Genomic DNA, 15,192 nt, shown 5'->3' on the forward strand with positions numbered 1-15,192 from the left:
GTCTGGCCGAACCCACCGACACGTCGGGACCGTCAGCGGAAGGCGGAGATCCCCGTGAGCCGCTGCCCGACGACGAGCGTGTGGACCTCGTCGGTGCCCTCGTACGTCCGCACGCTCTCGAGGTTCGAGGCGTGCCGCAGCGGCGAGTGCTCGAGCGTCACACCGTTGCCGCCGAGCACGGTCCGGGCTTCCCGGCAGACCTCGATCGCGACCCGGGTGTTGTCGAGCTTGCCGACGGAGATCTGGTGCGGCTCGAGGGCCCCGGCGTCCTTCAACCGTCCGAGGTGCAGGGCCAGCAGCTGCCCCTTGGCGATCGCGACGGCCATGTCGGTCAGCTTGCGCTGGGTGAGCTGGAACCCCGCGAGCGGCCGGTCGAACTGCCGCCGGGTCAGCGACCAGCGCAGCGCGTCGAGGTAGCTGTCGCGGGCGGCTCCCAGGACGCCCCAGACGATCCCGTAGCGCGCCTCGTTGAGGCAGGCGAACGGTCCGCTCAGCCCCCGCGCTCCCGGCAGCTGCGCGTCCGCGGGCAGCCGGACGCCGTCGAGGTCGACGTCGCACTGGACCGACGCGCGCATCGACAGCTTCGGGACGATGGGGCGCGCCGCGAACCCGGGGGAGTCCGTCGGCACGAGGAAACCCCGGACACCCTCGTCGGTGCGCGCCCACACGACGGCCACGTCGGCGAGGCTGGCCAGCCCGATCCACCGCTTGCGGCCGTCGAGGACCCAGTCCGACCCGTCGCGTCGCGCGGTCGTCGTCATGCTGCCGGGGTCGGACCCGGCGTCGGGTTCGGTGAGCCCGAAGCAGCCGACGGCCCGGCCCGCGGCCATCTCGGGCAGCCACCGCGCCTTCTGCTCCTCCGACCCGTGCTTCGAGATCGCGCTCATGGCCAGCGACCCCTGGACGCTGACGGCGGTCCGCAGCCCGGAGTCCCCGGCCTCCAGCTCCAGCGCGGCGAGGCCGTACTCGACGGCGCTGCGCCCTGGGCAGCCCTCGTCGTGCAGGTGCATCCCGAGGACGCCGAGGCGGCCCAGCTCGGGCATGAGCTCGCGGGGGAAGTGGGCGTCCTCGTACCAGCGGGCGACGTGGGGACGGACGTGCTCGTCGACGAAGGCCCGCACCCGGTCGCGGGTGGCCCGTTCCTCGCGCGACAGCAGGCCGTCGAGGGCCAGCAGGTCCTGGTCGGGGGTGTCCGGCAGGTCGGTCACGGGGTCTCCTCCATCGGGGTGCTGAGCCAGCGGCGGACGGCGTCGTCGTGCTCGCCGAGGCGGGGTGGGGCGTCGCGCCGGGGCGGCCCGGTGCGGTCCAGCCGGACCGGGCTGCGCACCTGCCGGCCGACGACGGCGCCGTCCACGTCGACGACGTCCAGGAGCGGGTCCAGCCCGAGCGACCCCGCCAGGCGCAGGCCGTCCCCGATGGTCCCCACGCGACCGGCGGGAACCCCGGCCCGGACGAGCAGGGCCTCGGCGTCGACGGTCGTCGTCGTGCGCAACAGGTCCGCCAGCTCCGCGCGGAGGGAGGGACGGTTCCGGACGCGGTCGGCGTTCGTCGCGAACCGCGCGTCCCGCGCGAGGGCGGGGGCGCCGAGGGCGTCGACGAGGCGGGCGAACATCGCGTCCGTGCCGCAAGCGACGGCCAGGGGCCCGTCGGCGCAGGTCAGCAGTTCGTACGGGGCGATCGAGGGGTGGGCGTCGTCGAGGGGCTGCGGGTCGACGCCCGTGCCGAGGTAGGCCTGGACCTGGTTGACGAGACCGGCCTGCAGGCTGGAGAGCAGGTCGACCTCGACGTGGCTGCCGCGGCCGTCGACGGCGCGGCGGGCCAGTGCCGCGAGGACCCCGATCGTCGCGTCCTTGCCGCACAGCACGTCGACGAGCGCGACGCCCACCTTCGTCGGGTGCCCGGGCGGTCCGGTGATGCTCATGAGCCCGCCGAGGGCCTGCACCACGAAGTCGTACCCCGGCCGGTCCGCCCCGCCGGCGCTGCCGAACCCGGTGATGGACACGGTGACGAGCCGGGGGTTCAGGGTCGCGAGCTCGTCCGGGGCGAACCCCGCGGCCGAGCCGGGCCGGAAGTTCCCCACGAGGACGTCGGCGCGCCGCACGAGTTCGCGGGCGAGTTCCCGGTCGCCGGCGTCGGAGAGGTCGAGGCAGACCGACTCCTTGTTCCGGTTCACGCTGTCGAAGTACGTCGTCCCCGTGGCGCTGAAGGGTGGGCCCCACCGCCGCGTCTCGTCCCCGGACCCCGGGCGCTCGACCTTGACGACGCGGGCGCCGAGGTCGGCGAGGTGGAGGGTGGCCAGCGGTCCGGCGAGCACCCGGGAGAAGTCCGCGACGAGGACCCCCTCGAGCGGCCGGCGGGCAGCGTCCGAGGAGGGCGCGTCGGTGCGGGACCCCACGGGCGCATCGTGCCCCCTCCTGTGCTGCCGCGCAACGGTCCGCCGTCACGCGCGCGCTGCTCCGAACGGGCGATGTCGCGCGCTGTCCGTCCACACCGGTGCCGCGCCCGCCGACACCTGTGGTGGCAGACCGGTGCACCAGGCCGACCGATCGCAACAGGGAGAGACGGACATGACCGCGGTGCTCCGACGCATGGGAGTGGGGGCACGCCTCGGGGCGGCCTTCGGGGTCGTGCTGGTCCTGCTCGGGCTGACCGGCACGGCGGCCCTGCTCGGCGGCCGGGCGCAGAGCCGCGCGGCGGACCGCACGGCCGATCTCGCGGTCCTGACCGCCTACGTCGCCGACCAGAAGTACTACGACGCCGACGTCTCCGGCTGGCAGGCCGCCTACGCGTGGGACACCTACCGGGTGGGACCCGCCGCCGCCGTGGAGGACGACTCGGCCAACCGCGCCGGGTTCCTCGCCGACAAGGCCAAGCTCCTGGCCGCGCTCCAGGCCGCCCCGGTGCAGTTCATGACGGCGCAGGAGAAGGCCGTCAACGCGCAGATCACGCAGAAGTGGACGGACTACTTCGCCTCCGACGACCGCGCCGTCGCCCAGTACGGGGCGGGCGACCTGGCCGGGGCCGAGAACACCATCCAGAACGAGAGCTGGGTCGTCTACGCGGACATCCTCACGCAGACGCAGGAGCTCACCGACTCCGTCGCGAAGCGGTCCGCCGCCGTGCGCGCCGAGGGCCGTGCCGCGGCCGAGCGCAGCCGGACGCTGGTCCTGGCGGCCGTCGCGGCGGCCGTCGCGCTGGTCGTCCTGCTGCTGGTGGCGCTGACCCGCAGCATCGTCGTCCCCCTGCGCCGCAACGTCTCCGACCTCGGTCGCATCGCCGACGGCGACCTGACCGTGGAGCCCGTCGTGGACGGCCGCGACGAGTTCCGGAGCATGGCCGAGGCGCTCGCGGCCGCCGTGGTCTCGACCCGCCGCACGGTGTCCGGGGTCGTCGAGCACGCCCAGGCCGTCGCCGGGCAGGCCGACGACCTCTCCTCGCGCGCTGCGTCCCTGTCCGCGGCGAACGCCCGCACGGGGGCCGAGACCGACCGTGCCGCGGCCTCGGCCGGCGCGGTTTCCGGCGAGGTCGCCACCCTGGCCGCGGGCGCGGAGGAACTGGGCGCCTCCATCGCCGAGATCTCCTCCGGCATGGCGTCCTCGTCGTCGGTGGCCCGGGAGGCCGTCGAGGTGGCCGAGGCGACCCGGACCGCCGTGGCCGGGCTCGGCGAGGCGACGCGCGACATCGCCAGCGTCGTCAAGACGATCACGTCGATCGCCGCGCAGACCAACCTGCTGGCGCTCAACGCGACCATCGAGGCCGCCCGCGCGGGCGAGGCGGGTCGTGGCTTCGCGGTCGTCGCCGGGGAGGTCAAGGAGCTGGCCCAGGAGACCGGGTCCGCGACCGAGGACATCGCCGGAAAGGTGGCGGCGATCCAGCGCGGCAGCGAGGAGGCGGCCGCCGCGATCGCGCGCATCGCCGAGGTCATCGGACGCGTCGATGACTACCAGGCCTCCATCTCCGCGGCCGTGGAGGAGCAGAACGCCGTGACCGCGGACCTCGCCCGCACGGTGGCCGGCGCGGCCGCCGGCGCGGACGACATCTCGACGATGCTCGCGGGCGTCACCGCCTCGGGAGCCGACGACCGGATCAGCCTCGAGCTCGTCACCGGGTCGGTGGAGTCGTTGCGCGACAGCGCTACCCGGCTGCGGGAGACGGTCGGCGCCTTCCGCCTGTGAACGACGCCCTGGTCCGTGTCGGAGGACGGGGGTAGGACTGGTCGCGTGCCGGACACCACCGCCAGCCCCGCCCCTGCGTCGGCCTTCGCCGACCTCGACGCCTTCGCCGCGCTGCCGCGCGTCAGCGGCCTCGCCCTGTCCCACGACGGGACGCGGCTGGTGACGACGGTCGCGACGCTCACCCCGGACGGAACCCGGTGGCGGGGTGCGCTGTGGGAGGTCGACCCGGCGGGCCGCCGTCCGGCCCACCGCCTGACCCGGGGCCGGACGGCGGAGTCCTCGCCGGTGTTCGCCCCCGACGGCTCCCTCCTCTTCACGTCGGCCCGGCCCGACGCCGAGGCGGGCGACGCACCGGACGACCCGCCGGCGGCGCTGTGGGCGCTGCCGGCGACGGGGGAGGCGCGCTGCGTCGCCTCCCGGCCGGGCGGGGTCTCCGGCCCCCGCACGGCGCGGACCTCGGCGGCCGTCGTCGTCGCGTCGGACACGTTGCCCGGCGCCGACGACAGCACCGAGGGACCGACGTCGGACGCCGCCCGCCGGAAGGCGCGCAAGGACGCGACGGTGAACGCCGTCCTGCACTCCGGGTACCCCGTCCGGTACTGGGACACCGACCTCGGACCCGACGAACCCCGCTGGCTGACGCTGGACCTGCCGGCGGAGACCGCGGCGGGTCAGCGCGAACCGGCGGCCTGGCGCGACCTGACGCCGGTCCCCGGCCGTCGCTACGACGAGGCGACGGCGGCGCTGACCCCCGACGGCTCCGCCCTCGTCACCACCGAGAGCGTGCCGGGCCCGGGCGGGTCGCAGCGCTCCCGGCTCGTCGTCCTCGACCGCACCGACGGCTCGCTGCGCGTGCTGGCCGACGACCCCGCCCGGGAGTTCGCCTCACCGTCGGTCTCCCCGGACGGGCGCTGGGTCGCCGCCGTCGCCGAGAGCCTGTCGACCCCGGTCGACCCGCCGACCCTGCGGCTGGTCCTCGTCCCGTTCGACGGGTCGAGCGCGCCGCGCGACGTCGTCCCCGGCTGGGAGGTCTGGGGCGCGGGGACGCCGCAGTGGGGGCCTGGGTCGGACGCCCTGTTCCTCGCCGTCGACGACCACGGCCGGGCGCCCGTGCACCGGGTCGACCTGCGGGCCGACGGCGAGTCCTCGGTGCGCCGGCTCAGCACCGACGACGGCGCCTACTCCGACCTGCAGGTGGCGCCCGACGGCACGGCGGTCTACGCCGTCCGCGCGGCCGTGGACGCGCCCCCGGCGGTCGTGCGCCTGGACGCCTCGACGGCGGGCGAGGCGGTCGTCCTGCCTGGCCCGGCGGATGCACCTGAACTGCCCGGAACCCTCACCGAGGTGCGGACGACCGCCGCGGACGGCGCCGAGCTCCGCGCCTGGTTGTGCCTGCCGGCCGGGGCCGGACCCGAACGCCCCGCGCCGCTGCTGCTGTGGATCCACGGCGGTCCGCTGTCCTCGTGGAACTCCTGGTCCTGGCGGTGGAACCCCTGGCTGGCGGTGGCCCGCGGGTACGCCGTGCTCCTGCCGGACCCGGGCCTGTCGACGGGGTACGGCGCGCAGTTCCTGGCCCGCGGCTGGGGTGCGTGGGGCGCCGAGCCGTACACCGACCTCCTGGCCGTCACCGACGCCGCGCTGGAACGCGACGACCTCGACCCGGAGCGCACGGCGGCGATGGGCGGTTCCTTCGGCGGGTACATGGCGAACTGGGTGGCCGGTCACACCGACCGGTTCCGCGCGATCGTCACGCACGCGAGCCTGTTCGCCCTCGAGCAGTTCGGGGCGACGACGGACGCCGCGCACTACTGGCGGCGCGAGATGACGCCCGCGATGGTGGCGGCCAACGACCCGGCCGCGCACGCCGGGAACATCGTCACGCCGATGCTCGTCATCCACGGCGACAAGGACTACCGCGTGCCGATCGGGGAGGCGCTGCGGCTGTGGTGGGTGCTCAACGAGCAGTGGACGGGTGACCCGGCGGACCTGCCGCACCGCTTCCTGTACTTCCCCGACGAGAACCACTGGGTGCTGACGCCGAAGCACTCCGCGCTCTGGTACGAGACGGTGTTCGCATTCCTCGCCACCCACGTCCACGGGGTGCCGTTCGAGACTCCCGACCTGCTGCGCTGACGGGGTTCCGGCCCGCGCGGGCCCGGTGGCAGAGTGCGGTCATGCGCTCTGCCACCGGCGACCACGATCCGAGCCAGGCGTGGACGGAGGTCGACGAGTACCTCGTCCAGACGCTCCTGCCCGAGGACGAGGTGCTCGAACTCGTCGTCGACGAGAACCCGGCCGCCGGCCTGCCGGCGATCGACGTGTCCCCGCTGCAGGGGGCGCTGCTGTCGCTGCTCGTGCGGATGACCGGGGCCCGCCGGGTCCTGGAGATCGGCACCCTCGGCGGGTTCAGCACGATCCACCTGGCCCGGGCGCTGCCGCCGGGCGGACGGGTCGTCACGTGCGAGTACGAACCCCGGCACGCCGAGGTCGCCCGGCGCAACCTCGACCGCGCCGGGTTCTCCGAGGTCGTGGATGTCCGGGTCGGCGCCGCCCTCGACACGCTGCCGCAGCTGCAGGCCGAGGGTGGCGACCCGTTCGACCTCGTCTTCATCGACGCCGACAAGCCGAACAACCCGCACTACCTCGAGTGGGCCCTGCGGTTGACCCGCCCCGGCAGCGTCATCGTCGGGGACAACGTCGTGCGCGGCGGCCGGGTCGTCGACGAGGCGAGCACCGACCCCGTCGTCACCGGGACCCGCTCGTTCCTCGAAGCCCTCGGCGAGGACCCGCGCCTGGAGGTCACCGCGCTGCAGACCGTCGGGTCGAAGGGCTGGGACGGGTTCGCCCTCGCCCTCGTGCGCTGAGCCCCCTCCTCACGGGGACGCGAGCTCCGGCGCGATCTGCGCGAGACGGGCCGCGACGGCTGCCTCCAAGCGCTCCGACGGGGCGATCGCGAAGAACTCCTCGTCGAGCTGCACCCACAACTCCTCGTCGGCAGCGGACAGCTCCTCCCGCCCGGTGGGCCGGAACCGCAGGAACTCCGCCCGCGCACGCAGGACGAGGTCCGCGACGTCCTCGAGGCCGAGCCAGCGCAGACCCGCAGCAGCGTCGTCGACGTCATCGAGGCGGCGGCTGAAGAAGAGGTTCTCCACCCCGCCGCCGACGAGCCCCCCGTTCTCGGAGATCCCGTGCAGCGCCAGCACCGCCCCCAGGGCCCGCAGCCCGGGGGGCGCGGTGCGGTCGTCGAGTTCGTACGCCGTGATCGCCGGGACGTTCAGCGCGTCGATCAGCGGAGTCGGCACGGCCGTCAGTCGCCCTCGGAGTACCCGTGCAGGTCGGTCGTGGTGCCCTGCACCTCGACCTCGCGGCCGTCCGGGTCCGTGACGTGCAGGACGCGGCCGTAGGGCTCCTCCACGACGCGGGAGTCGAAGCCGGCCTCCTGCAGCCGCGCGGCGACGGCCTCGAGCGGTTCGTTCGTCGAGAACGCCAGCTCCGTCGAGCCGGCCGGGGTTCCCGAGCTCGCGGTCGCGGTGCTGTGCAGGCCGACCTCGCCTCCCCCGGCCGCTTCGAGGCTCACCCAGGACCCGTCCTCCGAGCTCGACGTGCTCGTCAGGCCCAGGGCCACGAGGAAGCGGCGCATGGCGGCGACGTCCTGGGTGAAGCGGACGGGGGTGACCTTCACGGCGTTCCACCTTCGTTCGGGGGCACTCTCGGCTGGAGATCATGCCGCGGGCCGGTCCACCCGTCGCGCCGAGGTGTCGACGGCCGCGGCCGGGGTTAGCGTTCCCGCGACCGCGACACCACCGATCCCGGGAGGACCACGTGCCCGTGTCCACCAGCGGAACCATCGACCTCGGCGGCAAGACCGTCCACCGCCTCGGCTACGGCGCCATGCGCATCACCGGCGACGGCGTCTGGGGCCCGCCGAAGGACCACGACGAAGCCGTCCGCGTGCTGCGTCGCGCCGTCGAGCTCGGCGTCACCTTCATCGACACCGCCGACTCCTACGGCCCGTTCGTCTCCGAGGACCTCATCCGCGAGGCGCTGCACGACGCGGGCGGGAAAGGGACCGGCTACGGCGACGTCGTCATCGCCACCAAGGGCGGGCTGACCCGGCACGGCCCGGACGTCTGGCCGCCGCTGGGTCGCCCGGAGTACCTGCGCCAGTGCATCCTCATGTCCCTGCGCCGCCTCGGCGTCGAACGCATCGACCTGTGGCAGCTGCACCGCATCGACGAGAAGACCCCGCGCGAGGAGCAGTTCGGGGTCATCAAGGAGTTCGTCGACGAGGGCCTCGCGCTGCAGGTCGGCCTGTCGGAGGTCGACGTCGACGACGTCAAGGAGGCCCAGGCGGCCGGCCTGACGATCGCCTCGGTGCAGAACCGCTACAACCTCGGGGACCGCCGGGCCGAGGACCTGCTGACGTACTGCGAGGAGCAGGGCATCGCCTTCATCCCGTGGGCCCCCGTCGACGCGGGCAGCCTGGCTCGGCCCGGCGGGCCGCTCGACGAGATCGCGAAGGACCACGACGCCACGACGTCCCAGCTCGCCCTGGCGTGGCTGCTGCGCCGCTCGCCCGTCATCGTGCCGATCCCCGGCACCTCGACCGTCGCCCACCTCGAGGAGAACCTCGCCGCGGCCGACGTCGAGCTGAGCGACGAGGAGTTCGCCACCCTCGAGGCCGCCGGCCGGTGAGGGGCCGGGGTTCCTCGGCGCTCAGGCGTCGAGGAGCCCCGCGTCGTGGGCGACGATCGCGACCTGCACGCGGTTGTGCGCCTCGAGCTTGGTGAGCAGCCGCGACACGTGCGTCTTCACGGTGGCCTCGCTCATGAACAGCTCCCGGCCGATCTCGGCGTTCGACAGCCCACGACCGACGGCCCCGAGCACCTCGCGCTCGCGGTCGGTCAGCAGCCGCAGCCGTTCCGCGGCCTCCCGGCGACGCGGGTTCACGGTGTCGGCGGCGTAGTGGCCCACGAGCCGGCGGGTGACGGTGGGGGAGAGCATCGCCTCGCCCGCGGCGACGACCCGGACCGCGGAGACGAGTTCGCGCGGCGGGGTGTCCTTGAGCAGGAAGCCCGTCGCACCCGCCTGCAGCGCCTGGAAGACGTACTCGTCGAGGTCGAACGTCGTCAGCATCACGACGCTTGGCGCCTGCGGGCGCTCGGTGATGGCCTTGGCGGCGGTCAACCCGTCCATGACGGGCATCCGGACGTCCATGAGGACGATGTCGGGCCGGTGCGCGGCCACGCCCTCGAGGGCCTGGGCGCCGTTCTCGGCCTCCCCGACGACCTCGATGTCCTCGGCGCTGGACAGGATCATCCGCAGCCCGGCGCGCACCAGCGCGTCGTCGTCCACCAGCAGGACCCTCGTCGGCCTGCCCTGCTGCTCGTCCACGCCCACGCCCACGACCCCGTCCGCCTCCACCTCGACCCGATGCGTCACCCTCACCCCTCCTGAGCCGACGACCCGGCCGGGGTGCGCACGATCCTCGCATCCGGCGGGGTCCACGCCGCCGACGCACCCGCGCGGGGCCGTCCGTCCGGCGTCGGCCACGGCAGCCGCGCCCGCACCGCGAAGCCACCGCCCGGTTCGGGGCCGGAGGAGATCGTCCCGTCCGCCAGGCCCACGCGTTCGGACAACCCGACCAGCCCGGACCCCGCGCCGGGCAGCCCCGCCGACGCCCCGCGCGGCCGGGCGTTGACCACGGTGACGAGCATCTCCAGCCCGACCTCGCCGGAGACCGTGACGACCGTCTGCGCCGAGGGGGCGTGCTTGTGCACGTTCGTCAGCGCCTCCTGCACGACCCGGTAGACCGTCCGCCCCAGTTCGGCGGGGACGTCGGCGTGGACGGGCACGTCCGTCCGGAACTCGGCCGCGACCCCCGCCTCGCGCGTCGACTCCACGAGCCGGCGGACGTCGACGAGCGTCGGTTGCGGCGCCAGTTCGGCGGCCGTCGTCGCGGCCGATCCCGTCCCCGGGGCGCGCAGCACGCCGAGCACGCGGCGCAGGTCCTCCAGTGCCGTCCGGGCGGTCTCGCGGATCGTCGCGGCCGTCGCCTCGACCTGGTCGGCGCCGACGTCCGGCCGCACCTCCAGGCCCCCGGCGTGCAGGGCGACGAGGGAGATCCGGTGCGCCAGGACGTCGTGCATCTCGCGGGCGATCCGGGTCCGCTCGGCCAGCCGCGCCTGCTCGGCGCGCAGGACCTGCTCGTGCTCGGCCCGCTCCGCGCGCTCCCGCAGGGACGTCACCAGGTCTCGCCGAGCACCGACGAACGCACCCACGAAGACGCACAGCGACACCCCCACGACCGCGGACGTCAGCGACCAGCCGAGCCCGTTGGCCGTCGTGCGCAGCGACGCCACCGTGACGACGACGCCGGCCGCCCCCGACAGCAGGACGAGCAGCCGGTCGCGACGGCGGACCGCGAGCGTCAGCAGCGCGAAGTAGAGGGCGCCGTCGAAGGCCAGCACCCCCGCCACGCCGAGGGACACCAGGCTGAGCAGGACCGGGTGGTCCCGGCGCCACCACAGGGCCAGGCAGCTCGCCACCACGACCACGCAGGCGAGGACCTGCGGGACCTGGGCCCGGGCGACCCAGGTCAGGCCCTCGGGGAAGACGGGCCCGCCGGGCTGGCTGCGCAGGGGCCCCACCACGACGGAGTGGAACCACGCCACGGCGAAGGACAGGGACAGCAGGACGGCGACCACGTCGCGCAGCCGCGGGCCGAACCGCCAGCGCGTCACCCACGGGTCGGTGGGCGGAGCGACGGGGTGCGCGAGCTGACTCACCGCCTCAGGGTAGGGAGGTGGTTGAGCGTCCGGCGTCCCCCGATCGTCCCTCCGCTCCTCCCGCGTCCGTCGCACTTGGTCACTCCGCGCATCACCCAGCGTGTGCGCCCGTCCGCGAGGAACGTCCGTGAACCCTCCCGCCACGCACCACCCGTCGACGATCGCCTTCCTCGGCCTCGGCCGGATGGGGCGCGTCCTGGCCGGCCACCTCCTCGAGGCCGGTCACCACGTCCGCGTCTGGAACCGCACGCCCGGCCGCGACGGCGACCTCGTCGCCGCGGGGGCCACGTCCGCCGGGTCCCCGACGGAGGCCCTCGACGGCGCCGACGTCCTCGTCACGGCCCTGTTCGGGCCGCCCGCCGTCCGCGAGGTCGTCCTCGACGGCCTCTCGCCGGCGGCCGGGACGCTGTGGATCGACATCACGACGATCGCGCCCGCCGACGCCGCCGAGCACGCCCGCTGGGCGGCCGAGCGCGGGGTCGACCACGTCCACTCCCCGGTCGTGGGCTCGCTCGGCCCGGCCGCGAACCGCGCCCTCGGGGTGCTCGCCGGTGGCCCGGCGGCCGAACGGGCCGTGCCCTTCGTCTCGCTGTGGGCCGACCCGGAGCGCCTGCAGGTCCTGCCCGAGGCGTCGGAGGCCGCGACGGGCAAGCTCGTCGCGAACCTGGCGCTCGCGGTCTCCTTCCAGGGACTCGTCGAGGCGGTGCGGCTCGGTGCGTCCGGCGGTCTGGACCTCGAGCAGGTCCTGACGACGCTCAAGGGCACCGGGCTGGGGCCCATCGCCGCCATGAAGGGGCAGAACCTGCGGTCGGGGGAGTTCGGGGACACCCAGTTCTCCGCCGACCTGCTGCTCAAGGACACCGGCCTGATGACCTCCACCACCCGCTTCCCCCTGCCCGCGCTGACGGTGGCGGCCCAGGGGCTGCTGGCTGCGCAGCAGGCCGGGCGCGGCGACGACGACTTCTCCGTGGTGGCCCGGGACGAACCCCGCTGAGCCCCCACGGTGTCCAGGGCACCGGCGCGCAGCGGGTAGACTCCTGCCTGCCGGTTCCGGGAACGGAACGGCGCTGGGGCCCCGTTGTGTAGCGGCCCAGCACGCCGCCCTCTCACGGCGGTAGCGCGGGTTCGAATCCCGTCGGGGCTACCGAGGAAGGCCCCCGGTCCACGTGACCGGGGGCCTTCTCGCGTTCCCGCCCGGAACGCTCAGTCCGCGCGCAGCACGCGCACGCCCCGCTGCTCCAGCGCGCCCACGGCCCCGTCGTCGTCCGTGTCCGTCACGACGCCCGCGACGGCGTCCCAGGGCACCACCCCGTACGGCGAGGCCGCTCCCACCTTCTCGGCCGACGCCAGCACCCACGTCTCGGCGGACCGCCCGGCCAGCAGCCGCTTCACGGCCGCCTCGTCCGGGTCGCCGGTCGTCAGCCCGCGCTCGGGGTGCACGCCCGTCACCCCGAGGAGGAACAGGTCGGCCGAGACGGTCTGGGCGGCCTCGGCCGTCGCCGCCCCGCACGTGACCGCGCTGTGCTTGAACAGGCGCCCACCGAGGACGAAGACGTCGACGGACGGGTGGTCGAGGAGCGCCACCGCGATCGTCGGGCTGTGGGTGACGACCGTGCAGGCGAGGTCGGGCGGCAGGGCCCGGGCCACCGCGAGCGTCGTCGTCCCGCCGTCCAGCACGACGGTCGACCCCGGCTGGACGAGATGCACCGCGCGCCGGGCGACCCGCTCCTTGCTGTCGGTCGCGAGCCGGGTGCGGGCCGCGTAGTCGGCCACGGCGGGGGAGGCCGGCAACGCGCCGCCGTAGACCCGCTGGCACAGGCCGGCGGCGGCCAGGTCGCGCAGGTCGCGGCGCACCGAGTCCTCCGACACCCCCAGTTCAGCCGCGACGTCCTTCGCGACGAGCCGTCCGTCGCGGGCCATCCGCGCCAGGAGCCAGTCGCGGCGCTGAGCTGCCAGCATCCTCGTTCCTCCGTGTTCGTGCACGTTTCTACGCAATTCGCGTACGCTCGCATCATGACGCACGCACCGGCCCCGAGCGACCCCCGCCCCGGGGTCGACGTCCCCGACGGCCGCGGACGGACCGGCCTGGACCGCGTCGGGCGCGACCTGCGCGGCAACCCGGACGTCGTCGTGCGCGACGTCGAGGTGACCTCCGACGGCTGGCACGTGCTGCGCCGCACCACCTTCGACCTGCGTCGTCGGGACGGGACGTGGACCGTGCAGCAGCGCGAGACGTACGACCGCGGCGACGGCGCCACCCTGCTGCTGTACGACCTCGGGCGCCGCACCGTCCTGCTCACCCGCCAGTTCCGCTACCCCGCCTACGTCAACGGTCACCCCGACGGCGTGCTGCTGGAGGCCGCCGCCGGCCTGCTCGACGCCGACGACCCCGAGACGGCCGTCCGGCGCGAGGCCGCCGAGGAGCTCGGCGTCCACGTCGGCACCGTCGAGCACCTGTTCGACCTGTTCATGAGCCCGGGGTCGGTGACCGAGCGCCTGCACTTCTACGCCGCCCCCTACGCCCCGGCCGACCGCACCGACGCCGGGGGTGGGGTGGCGGAGGAGGGCGAGGACATCGAGGTCGTCGAACTGGACGTCGACGAGGCCCTCGCGATGTGCCGGGACGGGAGGATCAGCGACGGCAAGACCGTCACGCTGCTGCAGTGGGCGGTGCTGCACGGACCCTTCCGCGAGGGGCGTCGCTGATCGGTCCGACGCCGCGTGCAACGCCGCGGCCCGGTGGGGCGTCTGCTGCTCGGAGGCGGTCGCAGCAGGCGGCCGCTCGGAGGGGGAGCACGAGGGGGACGACGCGATGAGCGAGCACCGGAGGGGAGCCGACCCGGGGGACGACGACCTGGTCCGCGCGTTGCGACGCGCGGGCGCGGCCGACGTCGGGGTCGACGTGTCCGCTCTCGTCGCGGGGGCGCGGGGGCGCGCCCGCACCATCCGGCGACGCCGGCAGGGGGTGGCCGGCGTCGTCGCGGTCCTCGCCCTGGGTGTCCCGTTCGGGGTGTCCCAGTGGGGTCAAGACCCGACGTCGGTCCGGCCCGTCGTGCCGGCCACCCCGTCGCCCACGGTGACGGCCGTCCCGAACGAGGCCCTGCTCTCGACGCGGGACGTCGACGCGGTGGTCCCCGGCCTGGAACTGCTGGGGCAGGACGTGTCGACGAACTCCGGGTTCTGCCAGGACGACGCCTACGACGGCACCAGCACGGTCGTCGACAGCCGGGCGGCGGGCTGGGGTGGATCCCCGACCGCGCGCTCGGGTCCGCCGGAGGACGTCGGGCTGCGGGTGCTGCTCTTCCGCGGAACGGCCGCCCAGGAGTGGATGGCGGCGACCGCGCAGGACGCCCAGGACTGCACCACCACGCAGCTCGGGGGCGCGGTGTGGATGCTGGCCCCCGCGGCCGTCGACGCCGAGCAGGTGGTCGCCGGCTACCGGGCCGCCACGCTCGGCGACGACCCGTCGTGGAACGCCACCGTCGTCGCGCGGACGGGGCAGCTCGTCGTCAAGGTCACGACGACGACCTACCAGCCCGACGGGCAGAGCGCCCTGGACCAGGCGGCGGCCCTGGCCTCCCGCGAGCTGCAGCTGGCCGCCGACCTCACCGACGCCGGCGGGGGCGCCCGGTGACACCCCGCACCACCACCCGCGCACCCGACGAGGCCGGCGTCCTGACGTTCGAGGAGTTCGTCGCCGCCCGGGGCCCGGCCCTGGTCCGCCTCGCCCGTGGGCTGCTGCGGGACCCGCACGCGGCCGAGGACGTCGTCCAGGACGTGCTCGCCAAGGCGCTGCTGTCGTGGGGGCGCGTCAGTGCCGCGGACGACCCCGTCGCCTACGTCAACCGCATGGTGGTCAACGCCTCCACCTCGTTCTGGCGGCGGGCCGCCCGGCGCGAACGGCCCACCGGGGACCTGCCCGAGGGCGCGACCGCCGACCGGAGCGGGCAGGTCGCCGACCGCGACGAGCTGCTCACCGCGCTGCGCCGGCTCCCGACGAAGCAGCGCACCGTGCTCGTCCTGCGCCACTTCGAGGACTGCTCCGACGAGCAGATCGCCGACCTGCTCGACGTGACCACCGGGACGGTGCGCAGCAACGCCCACCGGGGGCTGGCGACGCTGCGCGAGCACCTCGCGGACGGCCGGGGGAACGGCCGGGGGGACTGAGTTCAAGTTCTCGGCGCACCTGGTCGAAGGACTCTCTGGGAGCAACGCTTCTAGAAGTTTCG

15 protein-coding genes and 1 tRNA gene are annotated in these 15,192 nt (G+C 75.0%); 9 read left to right on the forward strand and 7 right to left on the reverse strand.

Translation table 11 applies throughout. From position 1 onward, the window contains the following. Positions 1 to 32: 32 nt before the first annotated feature. Together AB1207_RS10555 and AB1207_RS10560 are read right to left on the reverse strand one after the other, a co-directional pair. A complete protein-coding gene (locus AB1207_RS10555) occupies positions 33 to 1,208 on the reverse strand; it encodes an acyl-CoA dehydrogenase family protein (RefSeq protein ID WP_367638139.1) in 1,176 nt (391 codons plus the stop codon). Then, a complete protein-coding gene (locus AB1207_RS10560; RefSeq protein WP_367638141.1) occupies positions 1,205 to 2,395 on the reverse strand; it encodes a CaiB/BaiF CoA transferase family protein in 1,191 nt (396 codons plus the stop codon). The genes AB1207_RS10555 and AB1207_RS10560 overlap by 4 nt, the downstream gene beginning before the upstream one ends. Before the next feature lie 172 nt (positions 2,396 to 2,567). On the opposite strand from AB1207_RS10560, the gene AB1207_RS10565 reads away from it, so the two are divergent. Genes AB1207_RS10565 through AB1207_RS10575 form a run of 3 tightly spaced genes read left to right on the forward strand, consistent with a single transcriptional unit; the run spans position 2,568 to position 7,039 of the window. Further along, complete coding sequence (locus AB1207_RS10565; RefSeq protein WP_367638142.1) at positions 2,568 to 4,175, forward strand: methyl-accepting chemotaxis protein; 1,608 nt, start codon at positions 2,568 to 2,570, stop codon at positions 4,173 to 4,175. 45 nt (positions 4,176 to 4,220) lie between these two features. After that, positions 4,221 to 6,308 (forward strand): S9 family peptidase, encoded by a 2,088-nt coding sequence (locus AB1207_RS10570; RefSeq protein WP_367638144.1) that lies wholly within the window; start codon positions 4,221 to 4,223, stop codon positions 6,306 to 6,308. A gap of 41 nt (positions 6,309 to 6,349) precedes the next feature. Next, complete coding sequence (locus AB1207_RS10575) at positions 6,350 to 7,039, forward strand: O-methyltransferase (protein WP_367638145.1); 690 nt, start codon at positions 6,350 to 6,352, stop codon at positions 7,037 to 7,039. A gap of 9 nt (positions 7,040 to 7,048) precedes the next feature. On the opposite strand, the gene AB1207_RS10580 is transcribed toward AB1207_RS10575, so the two are convergent. Beyond that, positions 7,049 to 7,477, reverse strand: coding sequence for a DMP19 family protein (locus AB1207_RS10580; RefSeq protein ID WP_367638147.1), 429 nt, complete (start codon positions 7,475 to 7,477; stop codon positions 7,049 to 7,051). A gap of 5 nt (positions 7,478 to 7,482) precedes the next feature. Next, positions 7,483 to 7,857 carry a VOC family protein gene (locus tag AB1207_RS10585; protein WP_367638148.1) on the reverse strand — a complete coding sequence of 125 codons (375 nt, stop codon included), beginning with the start codon at positions 7,855 to 7,857 and terminating at the stop codon, positions 7,483 to 7,485. A 140-nt stretch (positions 7,858 to 7,997) separates the two neighbouring features. On the opposite strand from AB1207_RS10585, the gene AB1207_RS10590 reads away from it, so the two are divergent. Continuing rightward, the gene (locus AB1207_RS10590) at positions 7,998 to 8,870 is read left to right on the forward strand and encodes an aldo/keto reductase (protein ID WP_367638149.1); all 873 of its coding nucleotides are present in this window, start codon (positions 7,998 to 8,000) and stop codon (positions 8,868 to 8,870) included. Positions 8,871 to 8,891: 21 nt separating this feature from the next. Here AB1207_RS10590 and AB1207_RS10595 read toward each other — a convergent pair whose 3' ends face one another. Both AB1207_RS10595 and AB1207_RS10600 read right to left on the reverse strand, forming a co-directional pair. Beyond that, positions 8,892 to 9,569, reverse strand: coding sequence for a response regulator (locus tag AB1207_RS10595; protein ID WP_367638262.1), 678 nt, complete (start codon positions 9,567 to 9,569; stop codon positions 8,892 to 8,894). A gap of 50 nt (positions 9,570 to 9,619) precedes the next feature. Next, complete coding sequence (locus tag AB1207_RS10600) at positions 9,620 to 10,963, reverse strand: sensor histidine kinase (RefSeq protein ID WP_367638150.1); 1,344 nt, start codon at positions 10,961 to 10,963, stop codon at positions 9,620 to 9,622. Between the two features lie 127 nt (positions 10,964 to 11,090). Between AB1207_RS10600 and AB1207_RS10605 the strand changes: the two genes are divergently transcribed. Further along, on the forward strand, positions 11,091 to 11,957 hold the full coding sequence (locus tag AB1207_RS10605) for an NAD(P)-dependent oxidoreductase (RefSeq protein WP_367638152.1): 867 nt from the start codon (positions 11,091 to 11,093) through the stop codon (positions 11,955 to 11,957). Between the two features lie 77 nt (positions 11,958 to 12,034). Further along, positions 12,035 to 12,107 (forward strand) — tRNA-Glu (locus AB1207_RS10610). A gap of 59 nt (positions 12,108 to 12,166) precedes the next feature. On the opposite strand, the gene AB1207_RS10615 is transcribed toward AB1207_RS10610, so the two are convergent. Beyond that, positions 12,167 to 12,922, reverse strand: a complete 756-nt coding sequence (locus AB1207_RS10615) for a DeoR/GlpR family DNA-binding transcription regulator (protein WP_367638154.1) — start codon at positions 12,920 to 12,922, stop codon at positions 12,167 to 12,169. Between the two features lie 54 nt (positions 12,923 to 12,976). Here AB1207_RS10615 and AB1207_RS10620 point away from each other — a divergent pair, with 54 nt between their 5' ends. From AB1207_RS10620 to AB1207_RS10630, 3 genes are all read left to right on the forward strand, one after another. Next, entirely contained in the window at positions 12,977 to 13,669 is a 693-nt protein-coding gene (locus tag AB1207_RS10620) for an NUDIX domain-containing protein (protein ID WP_367638155.1), read from the forward strand. Between the two features lie 106 nt (positions 13,670 to 13,775). Then, positions 13,776 to 14,597: a hypothetical protein gene (locus AB1207_RS10625; protein WP_367638157.1), complete on the forward strand. Its 822-nt coding sequence runs from the start codon at positions 13,776 to 13,778 to the stop codon at positions 14,595 to 14,597. Further along, positions 14,594 to 15,130 (forward strand): SigE family RNA polymerase sigma factor, encoded by a 537-nt coding sequence (locus tag AB1207_RS10630; RefSeq protein WP_367638159.1) that lies wholly within the window; start codon positions 14,594 to 14,596, stop codon positions 15,128 to 15,130. Before AB1207_RS10625 ends, AB1207_RS10630 begins: the two co-directional genes overlap by 4 nt. Positions 15,131 to 15,192 lie beyond the last annotated feature (62 nt).

The organism is Kineococcus endophyticus (assembly GCF_040796495.1).
Classification (GTDB): Bacteria; Actinomycetota; Actinomycetes; order Actinomycetales; family Kineococcaceae; genus Kineococcus; species Kineococcus endophyticus.